22 protein-coding genes and 1 other annotated feature are annotated in these 24,932 nt (G+C 41.3%); of the genes, 1 reads left to right on the top strand and 21 read right to left on the bottom strand.

The genetic code is table 11. The features are described from left to right. Positions 1-10: 10 nt before the first annotated feature. The 10 genes from rplL to mecA form a co-directional block, all read right to left on the bottom strand. Positions 11-379, bottom strand: coding sequence for a 50S ribosomal protein L7/L12 (gene rplL, locus MK385_RS01500; RefSeq protein ID WP_001196963.1), 369 nt, complete (start codon positions 377-379; stop codon positions 11-13). A 74-nt stretch (positions 380-453) separates the two neighbouring features. Further along, positions 454-954 (bottom strand): 50S ribosomal protein L10, encoded by a 501-nt coding sequence (gene rplJ / locus MK385_RS01495; protein ID WP_001287274.1) that lies wholly within the window; start codon positions 952-954, stop codon positions 454-456. Between the two features lie 38 nt (positions 955-992). Beyond that, positions 993-1,128: a sequence feature (ribosomal protein L10 leader region), on the bottom strand. 61 nt (positions 1,129-1,189) lie between these two features. Beyond that, a complete protein-coding gene (locus MK385_RS01490) occupies positions 1,190-2,449 on the bottom strand; it encodes a TRZ/ATZ family protein (protein ID WP_049479489.1) in 1,260 nt (419 codons plus the stop codon). A 100-nt stretch (positions 2,450-2,549) separates the two neighbouring features. Beyond that, complete coding sequence (locus MK385_RS01485; RefSeq protein WP_268725090.1) at positions 2,550-4,298, bottom strand: ABC transporter ATP-binding protein; 1,749 nt, start codon at positions 4,296-4,298, stop codon at positions 2,550-2,552. Position 4,299: 1 nt separating this feature from the next. Further along, positions 4,300-6,024, bottom strand: a complete 1,725-nt coding sequence (locus MK385_RS01480; protein WP_268725089.1) for an ABC transporter ATP-binding protein — start codon at positions 6,022-6,024, stop codon at positions 4,300-4,302. Positions 6,025-6,084: 60 nt separating this feature from the next. Further along, positions 6,085-7,023 carry a peptide-methionine (R)-S-oxide reductase MsrB gene (gene msrB / locus MK385_RS01475; RefSeq protein ID WP_000818188.1) on the bottom strand — a complete coding sequence of 313 codons (939 nt, stop codon included), beginning with the start codon at positions 7,021-7,023 and terminating at the stop codon, positions 6,085-6,087. 16 nt (positions 7,024-7,039) lie between these two features. After that, on the bottom strand, positions 7,040-7,198 hold the full coding sequence (locus MK385_RS01470) for a hypothetical protein (protein ID WP_025170984.1): 159 nt from the start codon (positions 7,196-7,198) through the stop codon (positions 7,040-7,042). Positions 7,199-7,274: 76 nt separating this feature from the next. Further along, positions 7,275-8,144 carry a homoserine kinase gene (gene thrB / locus MK385_RS01465; protein ID WP_268725088.1) on the bottom strand — a complete coding sequence of 290 codons (870 nt, stop codon included), beginning with the start codon at positions 8,142-8,144 and terminating at the stop codon, positions 7,275-7,277. Position 8,145: 1 nt separating this feature from the next. Next, the gene (locus MK385_RS01460) at positions 8,146-9,432 is read right to left on the bottom strand and encodes a homoserine dehydrogenase (RefSeq protein ID WP_268725087.1); all 1,287 of its coding nucleotides are present in this window, start codon (positions 9,430-9,432) and stop codon (positions 8,146-8,148) included. Positions 9,433-9,579: 147 nt separating this feature from the next. After that, complete coding sequence (gene mecA / locus MK385_RS01455) at positions 9,580-10,320, bottom strand: adaptor protein MecA (RefSeq protein ID WP_268725086.1); 741 nt, start codon at positions 10,318-10,320, stop codon at positions 9,580-9,582. Between the two features lie 122 nt (positions 10,321-10,442). On the opposite strand from mecA, the gene MK385_RS01450 reads away from it, so the two are divergent. Then, positions 10,443-11,921: an oligosaccharide flippase family protein gene (locus MK385_RS01450; protein WP_268725085.1), complete on the top strand. Its 1,479-nt coding sequence runs from the start codon at positions 10,443-10,445 to the stop codon at positions 11,919-11,921. Positions 11,922-11,966: 45 nt separating this feature from the next. On the opposite strand, the gene MK385_RS01445 is transcribed toward MK385_RS01450, so the two are convergent. From MK385_RS01445 to MK385_RS01395, 11 genes are all read right to left on the bottom strand, one after another. Further along, a complete protein-coding gene (locus tag MK385_RS01445) occupies positions 11,967-14,480 on the bottom strand; it encodes an MBL fold metallo-hydrolase (RefSeq protein WP_268725084.1) in 2,514 nt (837 codons plus the stop codon). A 187-nt stretch (positions 14,481-14,667) separates the two neighbouring features. Beyond that, positions 14,668-15,378 carry a LicD family protein gene (locus MK385_RS01440; RefSeq protein ID WP_268725083.1) on the bottom strand — a complete coding sequence of 237 codons (711 nt, stop codon included), beginning with the start codon at positions 15,376-15,378 and terminating at the stop codon, positions 14,668-14,670. Between the two features lie 3 nt (positions 15,379-15,381). Next, positions 15,382-17,535 carry a LicD family protein gene (locus MK385_RS01435; protein WP_268725082.1) on the bottom strand — a complete coding sequence of 718 codons (2,154 nt, stop codon included), beginning with the start codon at positions 17,533-17,535 and terminating at the stop codon, positions 15,382-15,384. A gap of 8 nt (positions 17,536-17,543) precedes the next feature. Continuing rightward, entirely contained in the window at positions 17,544-18,512 is a 969-nt protein-coding gene (locus tag MK385_RS01430; RefSeq protein WP_268725081.1) for a glycosyltransferase family 2 protein, read from the bottom strand. Then, positions 18,509-19,345: a LicD family protein gene (locus tag MK385_RS01425; protein ID WP_268725080.1), complete on the bottom strand. Its 837-nt coding sequence runs from the start codon at positions 19,343-19,345 to the stop codon at positions 18,509-18,511. Before MK385_RS01425 ends, MK385_RS01430 begins: the two co-directional genes overlap by 4 nt. Positions 19,346-19,491: 146 nt before the next feature. After that, the gene (locus MK385_RS01420; protein WP_268725079.1) at positions 19,492-20,787 is read right to left on the bottom strand and encodes an LCP family protein; all 1,296 of its coding nucleotides are present in this window, start codon (positions 20,785-20,787) and stop codon (positions 19,492-19,494) included. Beyond that, positions 20,784-21,632, bottom strand: a complete 849-nt coding sequence (pheA, locus tag MK385_RS01415; protein ID WP_268725078.1) for a prephenate dehydratase — start codon at positions 21,630-21,632, stop codon at positions 20,784-20,786. Before pheA ends, MK385_RS01420 begins: the two co-directional genes overlap by 4 nt. After that, on the bottom strand, positions 21,629-22,105 hold the full coding sequence (locus tag MK385_RS01410) for a shikimate kinase (RefSeq protein ID WP_268725077.1): 477 nt from the start codon (positions 22,103-22,105) through the stop codon (positions 21,629-21,631). The genes pheA and MK385_RS01410 overlap by 4 nt, the downstream gene beginning before the upstream one ends. Beyond that, positions 22,098-23,381 carry a 3-phosphoshikimate 1-carboxyvinyltransferase gene (aroA, locus tag MK385_RS01405; protein WP_268725076.1) on the bottom strand — a complete coding sequence of 428 codons (1,284 nt, stop codon included), beginning with the start codon at positions 23,379-23,381 and terminating at the stop codon, positions 22,098-22,100. Before aroA ends, MK385_RS01410 begins: the two co-directional genes overlap by 8 nt. Positions 23,382-23,470: 89 nt before the next feature. Beyond that, positions 23,471-23,809 (bottom strand): YlbF/YmcA family competence regulator, encoded by a 339-nt coding sequence (locus MK385_RS01400; RefSeq protein ID WP_268725075.1) that lies wholly within the window; start codon positions 23,807-23,809, stop codon positions 23,471-23,473. 10 nt (positions 23,810-23,819) lie between these two features. After that, the gene (locus MK385_RS01395; RefSeq protein WP_268725074.1) at positions 23,820-24,923 is read right to left on the bottom strand and encodes a prephenate dehydrogenase; all 1,104 of its coding nucleotides are present in this window, start codon (positions 24,921-24,923) and stop codon (positions 23,820-23,822) included. Positions 24,924-24,932 lie beyond the last annotated feature (9 nt).

Here is a 24,932-nt window from a genome sequence, read left to right as displayed (position 1 = left end):
AGTTGCTCTATTATTTAAGAGTAACTGAAGCTCCAGCTTCTTCCAATTTAGCTTTGATTTCTTCAGCTTCTGCAGTTGCAACGCCTTCTTTAACAAGTGCTGGTGCACCGTCAACAAGTTCTTTAGCTTCTTTAAGTCCAAGACCAGTGATTTCACGTACAACTTTGATAACGCCAACTTTTTTGTCACCAGCAGCTGTCAATTCAACGTCAAATGAGTCTTTAGCAGCACCAGCGTCAGCAGCACCAGCTGCAGCAACAGCTACAGGAGCAGCTGCAGTTACACCAAATTCTTCTTCGATAGCTTTTACAAGGTCGTTCAATTCAAGGATTGAAGCTTCTTTAATTTCAGCAATAATGTTTTCAATGTTCAATGCCATTGTTATTTCCTCCAAATAAGTTTTAAATTTTATAATAGTTTTTTCGTAGCTAAGCTACGCTGCGTAGCTTAAGATTAAGCTGCGTCTTCTTTGTTGTCTGCAACCGCTTTGACTGCAAGAGCAACGTTGCGCACTGGCGCTTGAAGTACAGAAAGGAGCATAGAAAGAAGTCCTTCGCGGTTTGGAAGAGTTGCAAGAGCAACGATTTCTTCTTTAGATGCGACAGCGCCTTCGATTGCACCACCTTTGATTTCAAGTGCTTCAGCGTTTTTAGCAAAATCATTCAAGATTTTCGCTGGTGCAATAACATCTTCGTTAGAAAATGCTACTGCAGATGGTCCAACAAATACTGATGCAAGATCTTCAAGACCAGCTTTTTCAGCTGCACGACGCAAGATTGAGTTTTTAATGACTTTATACTCAACTTCGCTTCCACGAAGCTCACGACGAAGAACTGTATCTTGCTCAACTGTCAAACCACGAGCGTCTACAACGACGATAGATGCAGCAGCTTTCATTTTTTCAGCTACTACGTCAACTAGTTCCGCTTTTTTAGCAATAATTGCTTCACTCATTAGTGTGTTCACCTCCGTAATTATTTTGCTTGGGGAATTTTTCCAAAAGAAAAACGCGCCCAAACCTAGACACGAAAGTACAATACGCTTCTTTTTACATGATACGTTTTGTCCTCGGTAGGATCTTTATGAGTCGAGCTCCCCTACTGTCTTAGGCAGTTTTTTCAAACCGTATATAAGTATAGCATAGACAAAAAAAGAATGCAAGATTTTTGCAAACTTTTTTTAAATTTTTTTAAATCTCTACTGTCAAAACTTTGCCTTGCTTAACCACCTGTTCTCCAGCGATATAAACATCGTCAACATCACTGGCTTTGACTGCATAAACCAGGTGAGAGAGCATATTTTCCTGAGGTTGGAGATGAATTTTCCCTTTTGGTTGAATGACCAGAAAATCTGCTTGCTTACCGACTTCCAGACTTCCTATCTGCTTTTCCATTCCTAGAACCTTAGCTCCTTCGATTGTCAGTTCCTTAAGGGCTGTTTCGATAGGGAATTGGCTGGCATCTCCACTTTTCATCTTCTGAAGGAGGGCTGCGGTCCGTCCTTCCTCAAACATATCTAGATTGTTATTGGAAGCAACCGAGTCAGTCGCAATTCCGACTGCTACTCCTGCTTTTTGCAGTTGGATGATTGGAGCGATTCCTGAAGCCAGTTTGAGGTTACTGATAGGATTATGGGCGATAGCCACATGAGAAGTTGCCAAACGTTCAACTTCTCGCTCGTTTAGTTCGACCCCATGAGCAAAAACCGACGGATGATCTAAGTAACCCAGTTCTTCTAGAAAGGCAAGGGGACGTTTGCCGTATCGTTTCAGGATAATTCCTGATTCCTCCTTGGTCTCCGCCACATGAATATGGATGGGAATGTCCAGTTCTTTCGCCATTTCTAAGCTTTCTTTTAGTAAATCTTTACTACAGCTATAGGGAGAATGTGGAGCTACCATAACCTTGAAATTTGGATTTTCATATCCTAAGATTTCCTCGATGATGGCACGTGTTCTGCTTATGGTCTCAGCAGTTGTTTCTGCCTCTGAAGAAAAGAGAGTCGGTGAGAAATAACAACGCATCTTAGATGCCTTGACTGCCTGATAAATTCTCTCAATATCCACACCATTGGGATTATACATATCGTTGAAGGTCGTTGTTCCTGACTGGAGCATCTCTGTCAGAGCCTGCTTGACCGCTCTTGTAGTCATGTCAGGCGTAAATCCTGCTTCTGCAGGCCAGATATAGTCATTAAGCCATTCGTGGAGATTGCTGTCATCCTGAATTCCTCGCAAACCTGTCATAGCAGAATGGGTATGGCAATTGACCAAACCAGGCATGATCCAGGCCCCCTGATAGTCTATAATCTGCTCAGCTTGCTCTAAAATATCTGGCTCCTCTTGGCCGACATAGACGATTTGAGAGTCCTTAACGGCTAAGATACCATCCAAATAAACATGGAAATCTTGGTCACAAGTCACGATATTTACATGATGATAGACTTTCATTGTTTTCTCCTTCTAAGACCCTGATTTTTTCTAGCTATTGTAACAAAAAAGTCACCCGAAGGCAACTTTTTTTGTCCATAAGATTTCAAAATAGAAAGGATTATTCAGAGCTAAAAGCTGCAGCTTTCTGCATTTGATAATACTTGCCCTTTCTAGCCATGAGGTCATGATGGTTACCATGCTCAACAATATCACCATCTACCAAGACAAGAATCAAATCCGCATCCTGAATGGTCGACAAACGGTGGGCAATGATAAAGCTTGTGCGCCCCTTCATGAGTTTGGCAAAGGCATCCTGTACTAGCACCTCTGTCCGTGTATCAATGGAGGAAGTCGCCTCGTCTAAGATAAGAATCTTTGGAATAGCTAGAAAGACTCGGGCGATTGTCATGAGCTGGGCTTGGCCGACAGATAGTGATTCTCCTGCATTTTCCAACTTAGTATCGTATCCCTGTGGCAACTGTTGGATGAAAAAGTCTGCATTAGCTGCTTTTGCAGCAGCAATCACCTGCTCCCGACTGACTTCAGGATTTCCAAAGGCAATATTGTCATGAATAGTCCCTTGCTTGAGCCAGGTTTCTTGGAGCACCATCCCAAACTGCTGTCTCAATGACGCTCGGGTATAGTTGTAAATGGAACGACCGTCCAGCAAGATATCTCCTAAATTAATAGGATAAAAACGCATGAGGAGATTGATGAGAGTTGACTTACCAGCACCTGTCGGACCAACGATGGCTACCTTGCTACCAGCTGGGATATCGATAGACAAGTCCTTAATCAAGATCTTCTCAGGATGGTAGCCAAAAGAAACATGTTTAAAGGAAATAGCTCCCTTGACTTGGTCACTGGTCAAGATTTCCTTACCTGTTTCAGACACCTCAGGACTTTCTAAGAGAGCATAGACGCGCTCTGCGCAAGCGAGAGCACTTTGCAATTCGGCTAGAACTGAAGAAATATCGTTAAAAGGCTTGGTGTACTGTTGGACATAATTCAAAAAAGTCACTAAACGCCCAATGGTCAAAGTCGATCCCATCATGATACGATAAGCTCCTACTCCAGCTAGAAGGGCGTAAATGAGTGCATTGACAAAGCGAGTCGAAGGATTGACCGTTGAAGAATAAAAGATAGCTGACTGAGAATAGCCTGCATAGTTGTCATTCGCCTCATGCAATCTTTGGATAAACTCTCCTTGAGCATTGAAGGACTGGATAATAGTCTGCTGGCTAAGCGATTCTTCAATCAACTGAGTCTGAATCCCCCTTGTCTCCGTTTGCTTCTGGAAGAGGTGATAAGATCTCTTGGCAATAAAGCGTGAAATCACCATGGACAGTGGCGTCAACAGCAAGACCAAGAGGGTCATGAGGAGATGAATTTGGAGCATTGCTAGAATACTAACCAAAATCATCAAAACACCAATGAAAAATTGGTTAAAAATCATGGTTAAGCCGGCTGCCAGCTGTTCTATGTCTGTGGTCACACGACTGACCATCTCTCCACTGCCCTGCCGATCCACAAAAGCAATCGGTAAACGATGGAGCTTATGAATGATTCGCTCTCGTAAATCTTTAGTATAAGAGAAGATTAGGCGATTATAAAGAAGAGGATTGGCCCATTGTACCAGTGTATTTCCTATGACTACCAAGATCATCTGGAGAAAAATCTGCCAAAAAACTGGTGATGAACCAGCCACCAGGACCTGGTCAATGACCTGCCCAATCAAGATAGGTAGGTAGATCGATAAAGCAACTTGGGCAATAGTTCCTAGAAAGGCAAGGAAAAGGAGAAAAGGATGGCTTACTAAATCTACGGCTAAACGTTTGAGCGTCTGGTTTGCAGTTTGTCGCTTCATTCTAGTCCTCCTTTCCATGTTGGGATGCATTGATTTCCCGATAGACTTGGCTAGTCTTCATCAAGTCATCGTGCTTGCCAACAGCTAGTAACTCACCTTTTTCCACAAGGAGAATCTGGTCAGCCATCTGAAGCGTCGAAGTCCGTTGAGAAATCAAGATTAAGCTCGTGTTTGGCAAATTTTCTCGAATAGATTTCAAGAGCTTGGACTCTGTGATGGTGTCGAGAGCTGAGGTCGCATCATCTAGGATGAGAAATGGCGCTTGTCGCAAGACTGCTCTGGCAATAGACAGCCTTTGTTTTTGCCCACCTGAAAAATTTCGACCTCCTGCTTCAACTAGGGCATCCAAAAGTCCTTCCTTTTCACTGACAAAATCCTTAGCTTGCGCAATCTCCAAGGCTTGCCATAGTTGCTGGTCAGATACTTCTTGATTGAAACCTAGAGTCAAGTTGGAACGAATAGTTCCCTTAAAAAGTTCGACTTTTTGAGGCACATAGGCAATCCAAGACCTCCACTGCTCCAAATTAAGAGGACTACGTCCATCTCGATAAAGGTTAATACTTCCCTTATCTGCTGGATATAGACCAAGTAAGACTTGCACCAAACTTGATTTACCAGAACCCGTTCCCCCAATGATACCAAGGATTTGCCCTTGAGTCATATCAAAGGAAATGTCTCTCAGAGAAGGCTGGGCCGCATCAGGATAGGTAAAAGTCAATTCTTGGACTTGTAAAACCTGATTAATGGCAGCTTGCTTTTGTTCTAATTCTGAATGGATATCTTCTGGAGCCTCAGCAAAAACTTCCTCGATTCGCTTAGCTGAGATATAAGACTGGTTGAGAGAATTGATCAGCATAGCTAGTTTGACCAATTCCACCAAAATCTGTAAGAGATAGTTGATAAGGGCAATCAAGGCACCTTGACTGAGTAAACCTCCTTGTATAGAAATATAGCCCTGCCATATGATAACAAGCAGAGTTCCATTAACAATCAGATAGGTCAGAGGTGTTAACAAACTAGACCAGAAACCCGTCTTTTCTTGCAATCTAGCATAAACCTGGTTAAGAGTTTGAAAAATCAGTAATTCTCGTTTTTCTTGCCCAAAGGCACAAATCACCCGCATCCCTTGTAATTGCTGGCGCGTTTCCTGAACCAGTTGGTCCGTTTTCTTTCTCAGACTGCTGTAGAGAGGATTGACCAGTCGAGAGAGACCGACAATGACGATTGTCAAAATCACAACCATGACTAAGAACCAGAAAGTCAGCTCAGCTGAGATTCTATAGGCCATAAAAATGGCTCCAAAAACGATAATAGGCGCTCTCAAAAAGAGGCGCAGGAATTGATTGATACCAGTCTGAATCTGGTAAGTATCCGAAGTCAAGCGAGTCACCAAGCTAGAAGTTGTCAAACGGTCTCTGCTGTCCTTGGGCAAAGAAAGAATATGACGATAGAGGTCGTTTGTCAATTCCTTGGCAAAATCCACCGCAGCCTTAGCTGAGTAAAACTGGGCTATCAAAGCCACTAAAACACCAATTACTGCAAAGATAAGGAGCAGGCCAATCTGCATCAATAGATGCCCTTGATCTCTCTGGGGCAAGGACTGGTCAACAATCCCAGCAATCACCATGGGAACCAAGAGCTCAAAAACAGCTTCAAGTAACTTGAACAAGGGTGCTAGAATCGACTCTTTGATGTAGGGTTTGAAGTAAGATAGTAAGTGTTTCATAGATCCCTTCTATTCTTATTCTGGAAATGAAGAAAGTGGGAAGCGCTCACCCTCTCTGTTTTATTTGTTTAAGTATGGCAATAAATAGCCATATCCTGCTTTTTCCATCTCATCCTTGGCTACAAAACGCAAGGAAGCCGAATTGATACAGTAACGGAGCCCACCTAACTCCTGAGGTCCATCTGTAAAGACATGACCCAAGTGAGCATTTCCTGACCGAGAACGAACCTCGATTCGCTCCATTCCATGGCTCAAATCCTTGTAATAGTGAATTAATTCCTTAGAAATCGGACGACTAAAACTTGGCCAACCACAACCTGAGGCAAACTTATCCTTAGCAAAAAAGAGTGGCTCCCCTGTCGTGATGTCTACATAAATCCCCTCTTCAAAAGTTTGGTCATAAGCATTACTAAATGGAGCCTCTGTAGCAGCTTCTTGCGTAACACGATAAGACTCTTCAGTTAAGCTTTCCTTTAACACCTCTTGACTAGGCTTTTCATAGTTTGAGGCATCAATCAATGGCTTCTCAGCATCGGTCACATCGATATGACAATAACCTGAAGGATTTTTCTTGAGATAGTCTTGATGGTAGTCTTCTGCTAATATGTAGTGGCGAAGTTTCTCCACCTCTACTGCAATCTTTCGACCCAGCATGCGCTCCTGCTCCTGCACCACTGTGTAGATAGCTGGCAAGTCTGCTTCATCCTGATAATAGATTCCCGTTCGATATTGGCGACCACAGTCATTCCCCTGCTGGTTAATAGACACTGGATCAATAACACGGAAATAATAAAGCAAAATCTCTCTGAGTGACACAGCTTTCTCATCATAAATTACTTGAACCGTTTCTGCATGGTCTGTTTCCTTGAGCAGCTGGTAATTGGTCGTTTCGACTTGCCCATTAGCGTAGCCGACACTGGTAGCTAGCACTCCCGAAATTCGGGAAAAATACTCCTCTAGGCCCCAAAAACAACCACCTGCTAGATAAATTTCTGCCATCTTTATTTCTCCTTTATCAAGTTTTTAACCAATACTCTTCGAAAATCTCTTCAAACCACGTCAGCGTCATCTTACCGTAGGTATGGTTAGTGACTTCGTCAGTTTCATCTACAACCTCAAAACCATGTTTTGAGCAACCTGCGGCTAGCTTCCTAGTTTGCTCTTTGATTTTCATTGAGTATAAACTTCTTTTCAAAAAAAGGACAGGAAGTCCTCTGGTCAAGAGTTTCCCCATCCTATCTTCTATTTCTTTACTTTGTTTTGACACGGACACCTTGGGTGTCAACTTTCAAATCATGAAGTTTGCCTTTGAAAGACTGCTTTTGCAATTCTGCCTTAATCGCCGGCATCTTGTCGTGAGAAGCCAAGACCATCACTGTCGGTCCAGCACCGGAGAGGTAGGTTGCATAGGCACCATTCTCTTTGGCTACTTGCTTAATCGTCGCAAATTCTCTCACTAGGTCCTGACGATAGCGTTCATGGAAGAGGTCCCCCTCGATTGCTTGCCCAGCTGTCACCATGTCTCCTGCCAACAAGGCTGCAACGGCCACATTGGCGATAGAACTGGCCGCAACAGCTTCCTTGTAGGACAATTTCTTAGGAAGGACACCACGGCTGTCTCGAGTGCGCAATTCATAGTTGGGAATATAAGCTAAAAAATCACACTCGGGGAAGTCAGCCACGATTGCTGAAACGTGACCTTCAACGGAACTCGCAACAACAAGATTTCCATAGATAGCTGGTGCCACATTGTCAGGATGCCCTTCAATCTTGGTCGCCAGTTGCAATTTATCGTGGTTAGATAAGTTGAGCTTGCCCAGCTGGTTGGCCAGTTCAATCCCAGCAACTATAACAGAGCTAGAAGAACCCAAACCACGCGCCAAGGGAACATCGCTGGTCATTTTCAAGCGTCTTGGTTGCAAGTCAGGCGCAATTTGCAAGGCAATCTTGAGCAAGAGATTACGCTCGTCATGTGGAATCCATTTGCCAATCTGGTGTTCAATCAACCACTCATCCCGTTCTTCACAAACCTCAATTTGAAGATACTTGGTTACAGCTACACCGACCGAATCAAAACCTGGCCCGATATTGGCACTGGTTGCAGGTACAATAATCTTCATCCTATTCTCCTAACACCTTGAAGGTATTCAAGAGGTCAAATTCTGAAGCTTTGGCCAACTCTGCTGAAACATTCTCAAGTTGTGCTTTATTAATCTTATGAGTGATAATCACTACACGCGCCTTGTCACCCTCTTTGCCATCTTGGAGGATTTGCTTGAAGGAAATATCTTGAGCATTAAAGATTTCAGCAAGTTTCAAAACCTGACCTTTTGAGTCTGGAGCCAAGATTGAGAAGTAGTAATTAGCTTTGACATCTTCTGGATTAGCCAAGACCAATTCACGGCTATATTCGTTGAAGTCTTTACCAATAGTACCATCATTCAAGCGACGAACGATACGGACAATATCTGCTACAACACTTGTTGCAGTTGGTTTTTGACCCGCACCTGGTCCGTAGTACATCGATTCACCGATGCCGATAGACTCCACAAAGACTGCGTTCATTACCCCATTCACACTGGCAAGTGGGTGTGCTTTAGGAAGGAAAGTTGGAGTCACTTCTGCAGCAATACCTGAAGGAGTTTCCTCAATAGAACCAACCAATTTCACTACATAGCCAAGGTCTTGGGCTACAGCTACGTCTTCTGGTGTGATGTTGCGGATTCCCTTGTGGGCTACATCGTCAAAAGCAACCTTCATCCCAAAAGCAAACTGGCTCAAAATCACCATCTTGTAGGCTGCGTCAATCCCATCCACGTCATTTGTAGGATCGCTTTCTGCAAAACCAAGTCTTTGTGCTTCAGCCAGAGCATCATCGTAAGACCAGCCTTCTTCCACCATCTTGGTCATCATGAAGTTGGAAGTTCCGTTAACGACACCAAGAACGCGCGTGATTTTATCAGAAGCCAATGAATTTGCTAGAGTGCGAAGAATTGGAATCCCACCAGCAACAGCTGCTTCGTAGTAAAGTGCTACATTATGCTCTTTAGCGATTTCTAACAATTCTGCACCATGAACAGCCAAAAGGTCCTTGTTAGCAGTAACAACGTGTTTCCCAGCTTCTAAGGCACGAGTGATAAAGGTCTTAGCTGGTTCGATACGCCCCATCAATTCCACTACGATTGTAATGTCTTGATCTGACAAAATATCATCTACATTGGTTACAAAGTTAAAGTCATTTCCTGCTGAAAGCAAGCGGTTCTTTTCATCTTCATCCTTGACCAATACCTTGGCTACTTCAATCTCGGAATGAGCTGACTGGATGATTTTTTCTCCATTTTCCTTTAGGAGGAAAGGCACACCGCTTGCCACGGTACCAAATCCAAGTAAAGCAATTTTAACTGTCATGTTTGTCTCCTAGAAATTTTCTGATATAGCCATTATAACAGAATTTTGTGAAAATTCCTATTATAGTAAATCACTATTTCAGTCTAGTAAAGAAAAAACGAATCCCCTGATTCGTCTTTCTTGATAAATGAAAATTGATTTTAAAAATTATGAACGAATCTTTTGCAGACCGAGAACTGCATCGTGATTGATCAAGATTTGCCCATACTCTTGCAAGACTGAACGACTGATGTCACTGTCGTCTGCAAACTCACGCATACGAGCCAAGAGCCAGGCTGGATATGGATTTGGATGATTTTCCACATCAACTAAGATTGTCAAATAATAGTGTCCATTCATCTTATAGAGTTCAGAGGTTTCCATCTGGTAGTTAACCGTCTTTGCAAAAGCAACTAAGTCAGCAAGGCCTACAAAGCGCAGGATATAGTAGATATAAGGTTCTTTCTTACTCTCAGTCTCCTTGTCTGCCTGCTCTTGCTCTTCTTCCTTTGCTTCGACTTGCTCTAGAGATTGGATGGCCTCAATATCGTCCTTGGTCTTATCTGCAATGCTCTTTTCCAAGGTTTTGAGAAATTCATCCGGCGACATTTGGGCTAATTCTTCCATGTCTGGTAGATCCGCCAAATCTTCAAAATCCAAATTTTGGTCAATCTTGGACTTGGTCACAAAGACGTCGACCTTATCAGGTTTTGGCGTCACGCGGAAACTCAGCATGCCACTATCCAAGAAATTGTCTGGCATCTCTAACTCATCTAAAATAGCATAGAAAAACTCTTCGGTTTTTTCCTGAGGAACGAGAAAGTCTGCAATCTCCATTCCTCGGTCCATCAAATCATCTAAAGTCATCGTGATTTTTAGTGTTGTATCACTGATTTGTTTCATCTTCATATCTAGTAACCTCATACTTTCAGTCTATCTATTATACTAGATTTTTACGATTTTATCAAAAGAATGAAGCGAGAATGTGATATAATACTAGATATGATTTTAGATTTAAGAAAGAAAGTTCAATGAAAAATATAAAAGTAAATGCCTTGGCCAGCTTGCTGGTCAATATTCTCAATATCGTTTTTCCACTGATAACCAATCCTTATCTGACGCGGATTCTCAGCAAATCCAATTACGGTTATTTCAATACAGCCAATACCTGGGCAAGTTTCGTTATTCCACTAGCTGCCTTTGGAATATACAACTACGGGATTCGAGCTATTAGTAAGGTCAAGGATGACAAGAATAAAATCAACTACGTCTTTTCTAAGTTGTTTTATATCTCGGTTTTCACCTCTCTCCTGACGACAGGTATCTACTTCCTCATTATCTTCTTTGACACCAGCATTGAGAATCTGAAAGTCCTCTACTACATCCTAGGGGCCCAAGCACTCTTCCAATTTCTCAATATCGAATGGATGAACGAGGCTTATGAGAATTATGCCTTCATCCTCTATAAGACATTGATCATCCGGATTGCCATGCTGGTCGCTATCTTCACCTTTGTTAAAACGGCAGATGATATCGTTCCTTATGCTATCGTTATGACAGCAACCACTATCTTCAACTACCTGCTCAGTTTTCTTTGGATTAAGAGAGAAGTTTCCTTTGTTAAGATCGGTCTTGTTGAATTAGTCAAAGCATCTAAACCACTCTTGACCATGCTACTCTTAGCGAACGCTAACATGCTCTATACCTTGCTTGATAGAATGTTTATCACCAAGGGACCAGATGAAAACTACATTTCTTATTACACTATTGCTTCTAGCATCGTTATGTTGATTGCCAGTGTCTTAAGTGGAGCTATCAATGTCAGCATTCCACGACTCGGCTACTATCTCGGTAAGAAAGACTACGATTCTTATAAAAATCTTCTGAATCAAGGAGCTGCTCTCTTTTACTTCCTCATCATTCCAACTAGTATTGGGATTATAGTATTAGGAAACTACGCAGCAGTTATCTACTCTTCTGAAAAATACCTCGAAGCTGGTATTGTGACTAGTGTCTTCGCCTTCCGTACCATCATCTGGGCCATTGAGTTGATCCTTGGTAAACAAATTATCTTTATCAATGACCACGAAAATCGTTTGACTGCCTTTTACTTTCTTGGTGGTGGCGCCAATATACTATTAAATAGCATCTTGTATTTCAATAATATTTTTGCACCTGAGTACTATATCGCTACAACTATTCTTGCAGAGACTATCGTCGTTCTCCTAGAAATTCGCTTTATCCAGAAACACCAACTGATTGATTTGAAAGAAATCTTTGCTACTCTGACACGTTACACTATTGTATCCCTTGGATTCATCCCGATCTATTTTGCGTTTAAATTCCTTTTCCAAATCAACTCTTATACAGTCAACTTCAACATGATTCTCATGGTTCTCTCGACTGTTGCAGCTTGTGGTATCTATTACCTCTTGACCCTCTTTATCACCAAAGACAAGACACTCCACTATGCACTGAACTTAATACTTGCTAAATTAAAACGAAATTAAAAAATCCCCTACTGATAAATTAGTTGCCAGTAGGGGATTTCTTCTTTATTCTTTTTCTTTCTTTTCAGAAGCGTTGGCTTCTAGATTTGAATCTTGTTTAGGTTGTTCAACAATAGAGGAATTAGCTTCTTGTTTCTGTTCTGGCTTGACTGCCTCGCTATTTACAGTAGCAACAGCCTGTTTCCAGATTCCTTCTTCGTTTACTTTGTAACCATCAGGTGTTGTTGCGTTCTTCAACAAAGAACCATCAGGTTGGAAATAGTACCAATTACCATCAAGTTGTTTCCAACCAGTTTGCATAGCTCCGTTTGGACCAAAATAGTAGGTCTGAGCATTCACCGTATGAAGACCGACCAACATGGTTCCACTTTCTTTTTCAAGATAATACCACTTGCCTTGATCTTTGATCCAGCCAGTCTTCATGGCGCCACTTGCTTGGAAATATCGATACTGACCATCAATCCACTTCCAACCTGTCTGCATGGCACCGGAAGTGCTAAAGTAGTACTGTTCACCATTTACTGCATGGAGACCGACCAACATGGTTCCTTTCTGAGCATCCAGATAATACCAAGTGTCCCCATCTTTAAGCCAGCCTGTTTGCAGAGCTCCTGAAGTGGCATAATAATGCCAACTATCATTTACCCACTGCCAACCAACTTGCATGATTCCTGAAGACTTGAAGAAATAGTTCTTTCCATTAATTTCTTGCGATCCGACTGCCATGATACCAGTTTCTGGATCCAGATAATACCATGATTCGCCCGATTTTAACCAGCCTGTCTTCATGGCACCAGAGCTAGTATAATACTGCCAACCCTTGTCCTGCCATTGCCAACCAGTTTGCATGGCACCACTTGCCTTGAAATAGTAACGAGAACCATTGATTTCTTGATTTCCAGTTAGCATATTGCCGTCTTTATCAAGGTAGAACCAAATGTCTTTGTCCTTGACCCAGCCAGTTTGCATGGCGCCTGAATTCGCAAAGTAGTTCCATTTACCATCTACCAACTCCCAGCCAGTTTGCATGATACCATCTTTGTCAAAGTAATAAGTTGTACCCTTGATGTCTTTTTTACCAACAGTTAGAATACTATTCTCATCATAATAGTACCAATTTGAGGCAATCTTTTGCCAAGATGATGCTTTGCCCTCCGACTGTAGGGCACCACTACTAGCAAAGACCATCTTCTTACCATTATAGATCTGATGGCCAGTCAGCATCTTACCATCTTTGTCAAATAGATATTTTTGCCCATCAATTTCAACTAACTGACTATAGCTCCTTGCTCCACTTGAAGCAATATAATACCAAGTACCATCGTGTTTAAACCAACCAGTATCTTGCATTTGTCCATTGTTGTTCAAATAATACCAGTTACCATCAGGTTTTTCACGAGAGTCGTTCAAATGAAGCCATCTACCTGCCTGCATTTGTCCTTGGCCATTAAAGAAATAGTAAATACCTTCTATTTTTCGCCAACCGATTGCCATCTGATCATCAGACAAGCGATACTTCCAGTAACCATCTTCTTTATACCATCTTTCACTAACTGTAGGAATATTAGGTAGAGTATCGGACACATTTGTAAAACCATTTCTGCTAATTGTAAAGACTGTTGCATCCTTGGTCTGGCTAGAAGCATGTACTACCTCAATCCCATGTTTCTTAAGATAGTCTCTAGTTGTAGCAAGATTGGCTTCTGCTGCGGATGTGTGTACCACCATACTTGGAGATAGGGAGTCTAAGAAAGGAATCGTATTTGAAATGTGGGCATCATAATGATGGTTCCATTTCATCATATCCACTTTACCAATTTCAGGACCTAACTTATCCTCTGCCCCCTCAGCATTATCCAAGTCACCACCGAGATAAATCTTTTTACCCGCTACAGTAACCACTGCTACAATCGAATTGGAATTATCATCATAAACTCTCTTGAGTTTACCATCACTGTCATATTCGTTTTTATAGTTATATAGCTGAATATCCATGTCACCTAAAGTGAAGTGACTTTCCTTCTCAGTGATGTCTTGCACAAGAGTTACGCCACGCTCTAGAGCTGTCTTGACAGCATTGTCATAATTAAAAAGATTGTCCCACAATCGCCATTTTGATGTGATGCGCTCATCTGAGTATCTCTTTAGATAAAATCTGTCTACAGGATAACGTTTAAGAACTTCATCCGCAGATCCAATATGGTCACTATGGACATGAGTTCCTAGAATAAAATCTAACTTTTGTATCCCAAGGTGTTTCATGTGACGGAAGAGACGATCTTCTAATACATAATCGTTCTGTCTACTAACTCCTACACGACTGGGATAGCGAGGGTCTTCCCCATCTGGAAAATCATAGTCTTCACCCATATCAATCAAGGCATAATGACCATTACTTTCTAGAATAATGGCATCACTTCCTGATATCCCTTTGGTATTGATAAAATGGATTCGATTGCTTGAAGCATCTGCCTGAACTGCGGGTATCAAGAGTCCAGAGACGAGCAACAAGACTAGGGAAATAAATACAAGGATTTCTTTTATCTGTTTCTTTTTCATATAAACCACTTCTTTCTTTGGTAGCGGAAGCTAGGATGAGAATTCATCCTAGTAGCAACTTTTCTAGCCTCTTTCCGTCACTATAAGACAAAAAGAGGAAAAGAGAAGTCTGATTGTCACACTAGAGTAGGGACTAGAGTTAACAAGGAAGAACTTCACCATCCCCTCTTTTCTTGTATTTCGAAGTTTACTTTTTCAAAATTACTTTAGCCAAATTAGGATCTTTTTGTTTGTAAATCGGATTTTCTTTCCAGTTGTAATGGGTATTAGGGATTTCAAAATCCTCCCCATACAAGTGACTGATGTATTCTCTTGTATTTTCTGGAACTTTTACTAGAATCTCTTTAAAACTGCATTCAGTTAGTGCTGTAAAGGGCAATTCGTAGTGGTAGACTTCATATCTTGTAGGATTTCCCAAGGCATTTGTCATGTAGAAAATAGTATCTGAGGAAATCGTATCTTCCTTTTTATCATAGACAATAAAATCAACATTGAGTCCCTTGTAACTATAGGACAATTCGACTAATTTTTCATCGTAGTAGAACTCTTTGGTTCTAACGAAGCCTTTCTCCAAAAGAACTTTCTCATCCCTCAAAAAGGCTTCATAGTCTGGGATAATAATCCCAAAGTCCATATCTAAATCATGCGGAATCAAATCATTTTCTCTGTAGAAACCAAGTAAAGTTCCAAAATCTAACCAGATATCATAGGATTTCAGATTCGATTGGTAGATGGCCTTTAGAATATCTTCAAAGTTTTCTTTGAGCAAATTGCTTCTCTTTGAATCCAAGTCGATATTGGCTTTTTGATTTAAATTTTTGATAATAGGTAGGTTTTTAACCAGGTCTTTCTTATCTCCTAAGAGACTGGCTAAACTTCTTTTTAACCATTGTAACACCTTCTATCCCTCCTTTATATAAGCGAGGAAGTCATCATGCTTCACTCGTTTTTCTAGAGGAGGAATTTCCATAAAGTCATCTCCGTAGATGGCAGAAAGGATTGGCTGATAGGCCTCAGGAATTTTGTAAACTCTATCTTCAAATGGACTGTCAATCGTCGTATCCAAGAAGGACTTGTCAAACTTCGTAGAAACTCTTTTGTTCTCCATAAGGTAGTCAATGAAGTCTCCATCTTTTTCTTGCATAGATAGGTTGTTCATCTTTTGATTCCATGTTTTGACACGAGTCAGACGAAATACAAGGACAAGTAGATATCTGATGATATTCTTGAGTTTCGCATTCTTATTATGGATGCCATAAAGGGTATAGACTGATAAACGACGGTAAGTATCTAGTTTTACCATGTCCTTGTTAACATCAGCATAATAGTCAAATGGGAAAACATCCACACAAATTCCTAAATCAATATCATTTTCGATATAGTTGTTATCATAGACAGTTCGCGCATCATAGACTCGGTAAAATGGGTAAGGATAACGTGCATCATTTTCCCAAGAAACCACTTTGTAGACAGGGTCATTATCTTGCAAAATAGCTTGATACAATTTATCGTATTCATCGCGTTTCAAGGAGATATCAATATCGTCATCCCAAGGAATGTAGCCCTTGTGTCTTACTGCTCCCAGCAAGGTTCCATAAGCCAGTGAATAGTTGATGTTCTCTTTTTGACAAAGGTTGTGGATGTAATCCATGACACCTAGTTCAACTTCTTTGATCTCTGCTTCATCTAGTTTTCTATAGCCGTCTCTTTTTTTATAGAGAACAGAGAAATAGTAACCTGAAATCACAAACAAGATACAACCCTGTAGTGAAATTCCATAGAAGGTTGAACTCAAGAACAAGTTAGAAATGAGAATAACAACAGTCATCAACAGAATGGTGATCAATTCATGATTGTGGCGACCTTCTTGAAGGTCTTTTTTATATTTCTTAAGACTTGAAATGATGAAGGAAAGCATAAAGATAGCCATAGGGATAAAACCTGTGATACCATCATAGAATAACAACTCAAGGTAGCCGTTGTGAGTAAGATAATGTTGTTTGATGATATAGGCTGAAGCATCATATTCTTTACCTAACTCATACCAATTTCCACCTGAATATCCAAACAGAGGACGTCTAGGGATAAAGGAAGCTGTTGACTGCCAAATGGCAAAACGGTTATTTGAGATATTCTCTTCACTTGTGTCAGTTCTCTCAAGAGAAAGATTGTTGTCTCCATTTTGTCCATTTTCTTGGTTCTTTTGGATTTGAGTTGAGTGAGCTTTCAAGTATATATCGCTACTATATTTGATACCATTATAACAGACAAATACCAGGCCTACAGTTACTAGAACAGTAAGAAGTGACTTAGTTTTTTTAGTCCAGTTAGCCGTCATTAAAGCATAAAAGAAAGCAACGACTACCAAACAGATATAGGTTGTCCTTGAACCTGACAGTACAATATAAGCAAAATTTAGCAGAATTGATGAGATAGCCAGAGTTTTAAGGACTGTATTGTAGAGTGACAAGCGCATCCACAAGTAAATAACCACCATCAGAGAAATAATAGAGAGATAGTTGGGACTGGCTAGGATTCCAAATAGACGAGACTCTACAAATCCTTGGCGGATCAATAAGCCCTTGTAATCAAATACGCGGTAGCCCTGCAACATGAAGAATTGCCAAATTGATACAAGCACACCTATAGTATTTGCAACAGTGATAACTGAGAAGAAGACATCAAAGAGGGCACGTGCTTTTTTCACAGTGAAAGACTGAAAGGCAGGATAGAGTGCGAAGAAATAGATAAAAAAGACGACTAAGTTCTTTATGTTTGTTGAAAATCCATACTTTATAACTAAGACCGCGGTCAGGATATTCATTATAAAAAAGAGAATCAAATACTCAATTTTTCTGACAGTCAGATAGGCTTTTTTGATAAAGAAATTATAAAGTCCCAATAAAACACCCATGAGGGTCATGCCAAGAGTGACAAATTTATTGGCCGAAATGGCCTGAAGTGGGACAATCAATCCTGCCATACAGTAAAAAGATATAACTGATAAAAATAGCAGATTGATTTTAAAATAGTTTTTTTCAATAAATGAAATCATTGTTTCTCCTAACTCTTAGTTTGTGCAAGCAAGATTTTCGTATACAATTTTCGACTCAGGCACAAAGCTAAAAAGCTCACTTTTCTTGCTCTTGTAAAACGGCTATCTAAAAGAATGTTCTTTGTATTTTTCTTTAGATAGGCAATCAAACGGTCTTCTAAGACCCTATCCTTGAAATCTGCATCAACCAAGAGCCTATCCAATACATAGAAGTAAGCCCAGTTTAAACGCATGGTTGCAACATCTGCTAGTTCAGGATAATTCTCTCTGATAATATTTGCGTTTTGCTCATAAGCCTCAATAACGTTTAAAAATTTCAAGGAGAATTTTTGAGTCGTGATACTATTTTCACGGTGAACATAGTAGTATTTTTTTTCATTTGTTGCAACAACCTTGCGACAGTGATGAATCAAGGCAATCATAATAAAGGCATCTTCTGCTATTTTGCCAATTTCAAATCGTAGGTGTTCAAAGAGTTCTTTTTTATAAAGTTTGTTGACAGCTGTGACCGAGAGAATCTTAGCTTCCATGACCATTTTAATGGCTTCTTGGGGACTTAATTCCCAGGTCTGAATCACTGCAACTTGCTTTTCTGGAATTTGCTGATAGACATCATAATGTCCACACATAGAAAGATCAGCATTGGATTCTAGCATTTGACGGTAAAGGGTCTCATACATATCTTCGTCAATGTAATCATCACTATCGATAAAACCGATCAAATCAGAACTTGCCTCTTCAATCCCTCTATTTCGAGCATCAGACAAGCCACCGTTTTCCTTGTGAATGACACGAATCCGTTGATCTCTTTGAGCTAATTGATCACACAGTTCTCCACTATTATCCGTCGAACCATCATTGACAAGAAGAATTTCCAAGTTGGTATAGGTCTGTTTCAAAATGGATTCTACACACTTCTCCAGATAGGCTTCTACATTGTAGACCGGAACGATAACGCTTATTTTTTCTCCCATCATGCTCCATATTCTCCCTTGTACTCTGTGTAGCTCTTGTTCATGTCTGCTATAATAGCATCATGATGCGGTACTTGCTTGTCCGCTGGTGGTGGTGTCATATAGTCCCCAAAAGCAGTACTGAGATAGGCATCATAGCCGACTGGGATGGGCATCTCAGTTCCTTCAAATGGCAAGAAAAGATTGTCTTCAAAGGATGCGATTGGGTACTTGTTTCGCATGTAGCCGGGACCTGAGCATAATTCCGTGATTCCATCGCTCTCAGCCAGACCATACTTGGTCATTTCTTTTTCAGCTTTTTTCCAAATGCGATAACGTAGAGATTTTGGAGTCAGGCCGAGTAAGATGCGACTTCCCCATTTCATGATGGCACCATGCTTTTCTGGAATAGTTTGGGCGCAAAAGAGTGAATAAATCAAGGCCCAACGAACCTGTTTCTTACGCTCAGCTGGATTTTTCGGATAATAATCTAAAGGCAAAACATCCAAAGCCAAACCGTGTGGCAAATCCAAATCCTTTTGATAAGGCTTAATACAAGTTGTTTCCTTGTCTCGAATGGTAATAAAAAGGTTACGGTCTACAAAATCTTTGTTACTCTTTGACAAGAAATAACGCTCATCTGCATAACGAGGCCATAGTTCAACTAATTTTTCATAGTCCTTGCGAGGCATGAAAAAGTCTAGGTCATCATCCCAAGGAATAAAGCCCTTGTTACGAAGGGCACCAATAGCTCCTCCACCACAGAGATAGCACAATAAATCATGTTCTTTACAAAATGCGACGAAATATTCAGCCATTTCCAGACTACGAGCCTGAATCGCTTTCAAATCACTCATGTCTCTCCTCTTCTTTTCAAAAACGAGTTATATCGTTTTATTATACCATAAAAAAGCCTTAAAAATCCATCAGATAGTAAGAAAAATCAAAGCCTAAACCACTTTTTTACTAGTGATTCAAACTTTGATTTTTTTATAAGAGTTTTCTATCTCATTCCCATTTGGGCGAGTTTTGTCTTGTATTTATTTTGGTCGACAAGGAGAGCCTGCCCTCCATAAACATCGTAGTCATCTACCCAGTCACCAAGTTCGGGAACAGTTAATCTTTCGATACCATTCTGAGCACCTTCTATGACAGATAATCCATTTGTCAACAAAAAGCTATATGGTAAATTGGTCGAAGTCATCGCAAAGACTTTTCCAAGTGCCTCAGATCCTGTAAAGAGTTTAGTTGGATCTTTGATTTGCTCAAGAACAGCTAACATGACTTGTTGCTGACGTTTGGTACGACCGTAGTCCCCTTCATCATCATCACGGAAGCGAGCGTAGTTTAGCAAGGTGGAGCCATTCATCTGCTGTTTTCCAACTTTGATGGTTTGAGTTGGCGACTCTGTCTCTGTTGCATGAAGGTCATCTCCAACTGTGACTTCTGTTAAAGGTTGGCCATTCAATGTTGAGAATTGAGCATCAATCGTTACTCCGTCAGGGAAGAGGGTATCAATGGCTGTTGCAAAAGCCTTGAAGTCGACTAGGGCATAGTACTTAATATCCAAGTCAAAGTTGTCTTTTAGAACCTTGCGGACCATTTCTGCCCCTTTTTGCCCTTCTTGTTCCCCAAGTTCATAAGCAACATTGAGTTTGTTATCCGTTTGTTTCTGGCCATTTACAATCTTACTATACCCGTCGATATAAACCAAGTTGTCACGCATAAAGCTGACTAGCTTAATTTTCTTATCCGATCCACTGACATTCAGTACCATGATCGTGTCTGTACGGGTTTCTGCACTATTTTGACCTATACGCCCATCTGTCCCCATGACAAGGATATTCACACCGTCTTTGGTATCCTGACCGTTAAAGACCTCTACTTGAGCTGCCTTGGCGTCAGCTGGTTTATTGGTTGGATTGGCTGCTGACTGGAACCCTCTAAGAAACATGAAAATCATCCCTGCAAGCACACAAGTAATCAACAGCAGGAACCAAGTCAGTATTCGTTTGAAGCGAATTCTTCTCTTTTTCTTTTTGACTTTAGGTTGAGGGGCTACCTTTTCACGTTTCTTAGACCGGCTTCTACTGCCATAAGTCGGAAGATCAATATCTCTACCCCAAGATTCTTCTTTTTCTTCTTGGTAGAAATGGTGAACTTCAGGCTTGGGACCTGCCATTTTCTGTTGCAGATAATCAAATTCCCTCCGTTCACGGTCGTTGAGGTAATGAATATTTTTGAAGAGATAGTCATATCGTAACTGCTCGTGATGACTTAAAGGATTTTCTTTGCTCATTGACTCTCCTTTTCTAAATCAGTTATGGTAAAAATCGGGTAGGTTCCCAGAATCTTGTGCTGGATTCCAATGGCTGCTAGTTCCTGTCTGGCAAAATGAACCAGTTCTTTGTCACTATAGTCTACATCGATAATGAAAAAGTATTCTCCCAAGGCTGTTTTAAGGGGGCGACTTTCAATCTTTGTTAAGTCAATCCCTCTCCAAGCAAAGGTCGAAAGTGCCTTGTAAAGAGCACCAGGTAGATTGTCTGGTAAGGTCAAGGCCAAACTCATTTTTTCAGCTTGTGAGTTCAAAGGAATCATCGGTATCTCTGCCCCTAACACCCAAAAACGTGTGAAATTGGCTTCCATCTCCTGAATATCCTCGGCAATCAATTCCAAGCAATATTCTTCAGCTGAACTTCTAGGTGCAATGGCTGCGTATGGCTGATCTGGATGTTCCGAAATAAAGCGAGCTGCATAGGCGGTACTGGCGGTTACCTCGATTTGAGCCTCTGGATAGTGTTTGTCGATGAATTTCTTTCCTTGAGCCAGAGCCTGAGGATGAGAAAAAATTTTCTCAATTTTTGACTGACCTGGAACCACCATCAACTGCTGGTGAATGGGCTGGACGATTTCTGCAACTGCTTGGATACGAGCCTGATGAAAAAGATAATCCAAGCTTTCATGGACACTACCTTCAATGGAGTTTTCAACTGGTACAACAGAATAGTCCACTAAGCCCTGTTCATAAGCCTTGATAACATCTGTGATATTGGCAAAGGCTTGTAATTCCTCATTAGGAAAAGCAGTCTGCACAACATGATGCGAAAAAGATCCCTTGGGACCTAGATAGGCAATTTTCATCTCAGCTCCTCTATAATTTCCTCTGGGCTTAGCTTGGTCACATCTAGAAGACGACTGGCTACTTCCTCATACCAAGCCTGTCTTTCTTGAAAAATCTCTCGCAACTCTTCCTTACTGTTGTTGAGAAAAAGTGGCCGTTGATTGTCCTTATCAGCTGAAATACGTTGGTAAAGGGTTTCAAAATTTGCTTTCAGATAAATGTTATCAGGATTTTGTTTGAGCAAGTCACGATTTCTCTGAGAAACGACTACTCCTCCACCAGTTGACACAACTCGGTCCGTTTTTAGTAAGTCCGCTAAAACTTCAGACTCTATCTGACGAAAGGCTTCTTCTCCCTTTTCAGCGAAAAAATTTGCAATGGACATACCCAAGCGCTTCTCAATCAAGGCATCCATATCAAGGTAATCTGGGTCCAATCCTCTTGCGATTGTGGATTTGCCAGCCCCCATAAATCCGAGTAATACCTTAGCCATGAATCAAGCTCTCCAAATCACCAAAGAAGCTAGGATAACTGGTATTGATGGCTTCAGCACGGTCAAGCTCGACTTCTCCATCTGAAACCAAGAGGGCAGCAATGGCTGTCATCATCCCGATACGGTGGTCACCAAAGGTATTGACTCTCGCACCATGAAGGGAGGATTTCCCTTTGATAACCATTCCATCTGCTGTGGGAGTGATATCCGCACCCATGCTATTTAAGGCGTCAGCCACCACCTGAATGCGGTCAGTTTCCTTGACCTTGAGTTCCTCAGCATCCTTAATAACCGTCACTCCTTCTGCTTGGGTAGCAAGCAGGGCAATAATCGGCAACTCATCAATCAAGCGTGGAATCAAGGCTCCACCAATTTCTGTTCCTTTCAAGTCAGAGGACTCGACAGTTAGGGTTGCATATTTTGCAACTGGATCGATTTCAGTTATTTCTAGTTTTCCACCCATGGCGCGAATGACATCAATGATACCAGTACGCGTTTCGTTAATACCAACATTTTTCAGCACAACACGAGAATCTGGAACAATTAAACCTGCGACCAACCAAAAGGCTGCACTGGAAATATCTCCTGGAATGATAACATTTTGTCCAGTCAGTTTTTGCGGTCCTTGAACTGTGATTTTCTTTCCGTCCACACTTAAATGGCCACCAAATTGCTGTAGCATATCTTCGGTGTGGTTACGAGTACATTCTTTCTCAACAATAACTGACTCCCCCTGAGCCTGCAAAGCCGCAAACATCAAGGCTGACTTGACTTGGGCAGAGGCGATTGGCAACTCATAGTGAATTGGTTTTAGGTTTTTAGTACCTTTCAAGTGCAGAGGAGGCAAGGCTCGCTCTGTTTGTCCAGAAATGCTGACTCCCATTTTTTTCAAGGGAAGGGTCACACGGTCCATAGGACGTTTGGATAGACTGTCGTCTCCAAACATCTCTACTTCAAAATCTGCCCCAGCAAGTACACCTGAAATCAGACGAATCGAGGTTCCAGAATTCCCCATATCCAAAGCATGTTGAGGAGCTTTAAAGCCATCCATCCCCACACCTTGAATGGTAATAACCCCATCTTTATCCTCAATTTCAACACCAAGATCACGAAAAACCTGCATGGTTGAGAGCACATCTTCTCCACGCAGAATATCATAAACCTTAGTCTCGCCCTCAGCCAAACTTCCAAAAATAATCGAACGATGGCTGATAGACTTGTCACCTGGTACCCGGATACTGCCATGTAAGTGGCGAATGTTTGTTTTTAGTTTCATAGTTGACCTCATACTTGCAATACTTTCCTTATTTTATCACAAAAAAGCCAGAAATTCCTGAAATTTCTGGCTTTTATACAGATAAAATACTATTTCAATAATTCCGAAACAGGTTCAAAGACAATTTTTTCAATGTCCGAAAGATAAATGGACAATTGTTGCTGTTTGGCAAAGAAATCTGACAAAAGAGCGTTCTCTTGGATTTGTTTGCTGAAAGACTGCATCTTTTCTTGGAAAGAGGCGTCTGGCATTTGTCCCGTTTGCACCATGACTTGGATTTCTTGCTGGAAGGCAATATAGTCTGCAAAAATCTTGCTAGCTTGTTCATCAGCTTGGATGGCATCTTTTGCTGCCTTAACCGCCTTGTATTCTGGTAATTCACGTAACCCGCGGCTAAGTTCGTTTGCACTATCGTAAATATTTGACATGATTTTCTCCTTATTTGATGACGACTGTATAGTCTGTATTTTCTGTAATTAAGCGTTCAGCTCGTTCTAGATCCTGAGCATTTTTAAAGGAAATTTGTAGAATCCCGTGAACATCTTCACGGTTTTCTTCGTTGATGTGAATGTTGACCAAGGAAGTCCCACGAAGTAATTCCAAAATTCGCAAGATGACATCTTCTTCATCGGGAACATCGACATAGAGGTCATAAGAACTGTCCACACCACCACGTTTATGGATTTCCATAGCCTGACGTTGCTCACGCGCTTGGTTGAAAAAGTTCCAAATCTGCTCTTCTTCCCCCATACTAATAGCCTGACCAATCTCATCTAAGCGTTCCTTGAAATCCTCAATCCGCTCTAGGATGGTCTCGCGATTGGACAAGAGAATAGAAGTCCACATACCTGGTTCACTCTCTGCAATCCGGGTCATATCTCGAAAACCACCCGCCGCAAAGCGCCTTGTCATCTCATGTTCTTGAGCATAGACAGCTGTTTGCTCCATGAGACCTGATGCCAAGATATGGGGAAAATGGCTAATCTGTGAAGTTACTCGATCGTGCTCCTTGGCATCAATTTCAATGAAACGAGCATGGAGACCAGAAAGTAGGTCCTTCATTTCCTCAAGCGTGTCCTGACTTGTCAGGCTCGAAGGTGTGAAGATATAGTAGGCATTTTCAAAAAGATTAACATCGGCAGAGGCAGCTCCTGTCTTGTGGCTACCAGCCATGGGATGGGCCCCGACAAAGCGAACAGACTTGCCAGTCAAATACTTCTCTGCTGCATCCACAATGGCTGACTTGGTCGAGCCCGCATCCGAGATAATGACACCTTCTTTCAAGTCTAAATCTGCCAGCTCCTTAATAAAAGCAATGGTCTGTTTGATTGGCAAGGTCAAGATGATGACATCTGCCAGAGGAGCAAAACTGGCAAAATCATCCGTCACACGGTCAATCATACCTTCTTTCAAGGCAATATCTCTCGAAGCCTGACTGCGATTATAACCTAGAATTTCATAATCAGGATGATCACGCTTGATACCTAGGGCCATAGAGGCTCCAATCAAACCGAGACCTGCGATATAGATGGTTTTTGCCATAAGGACTCC

The sequence above is a fragment of the Streptococcus oralis genome (genome assembly GCF_026782125.1).
Lineage (GTDB): Bacteria > Bacillota > Bacilli > Lactobacillales > Streptococcaceae > Streptococcus > Streptococcus oralis_CE.
Note: the sequence above shows the minus strand (reverse complement) of the source record. Positions and strands in the feature narration are given on the sequence as shown.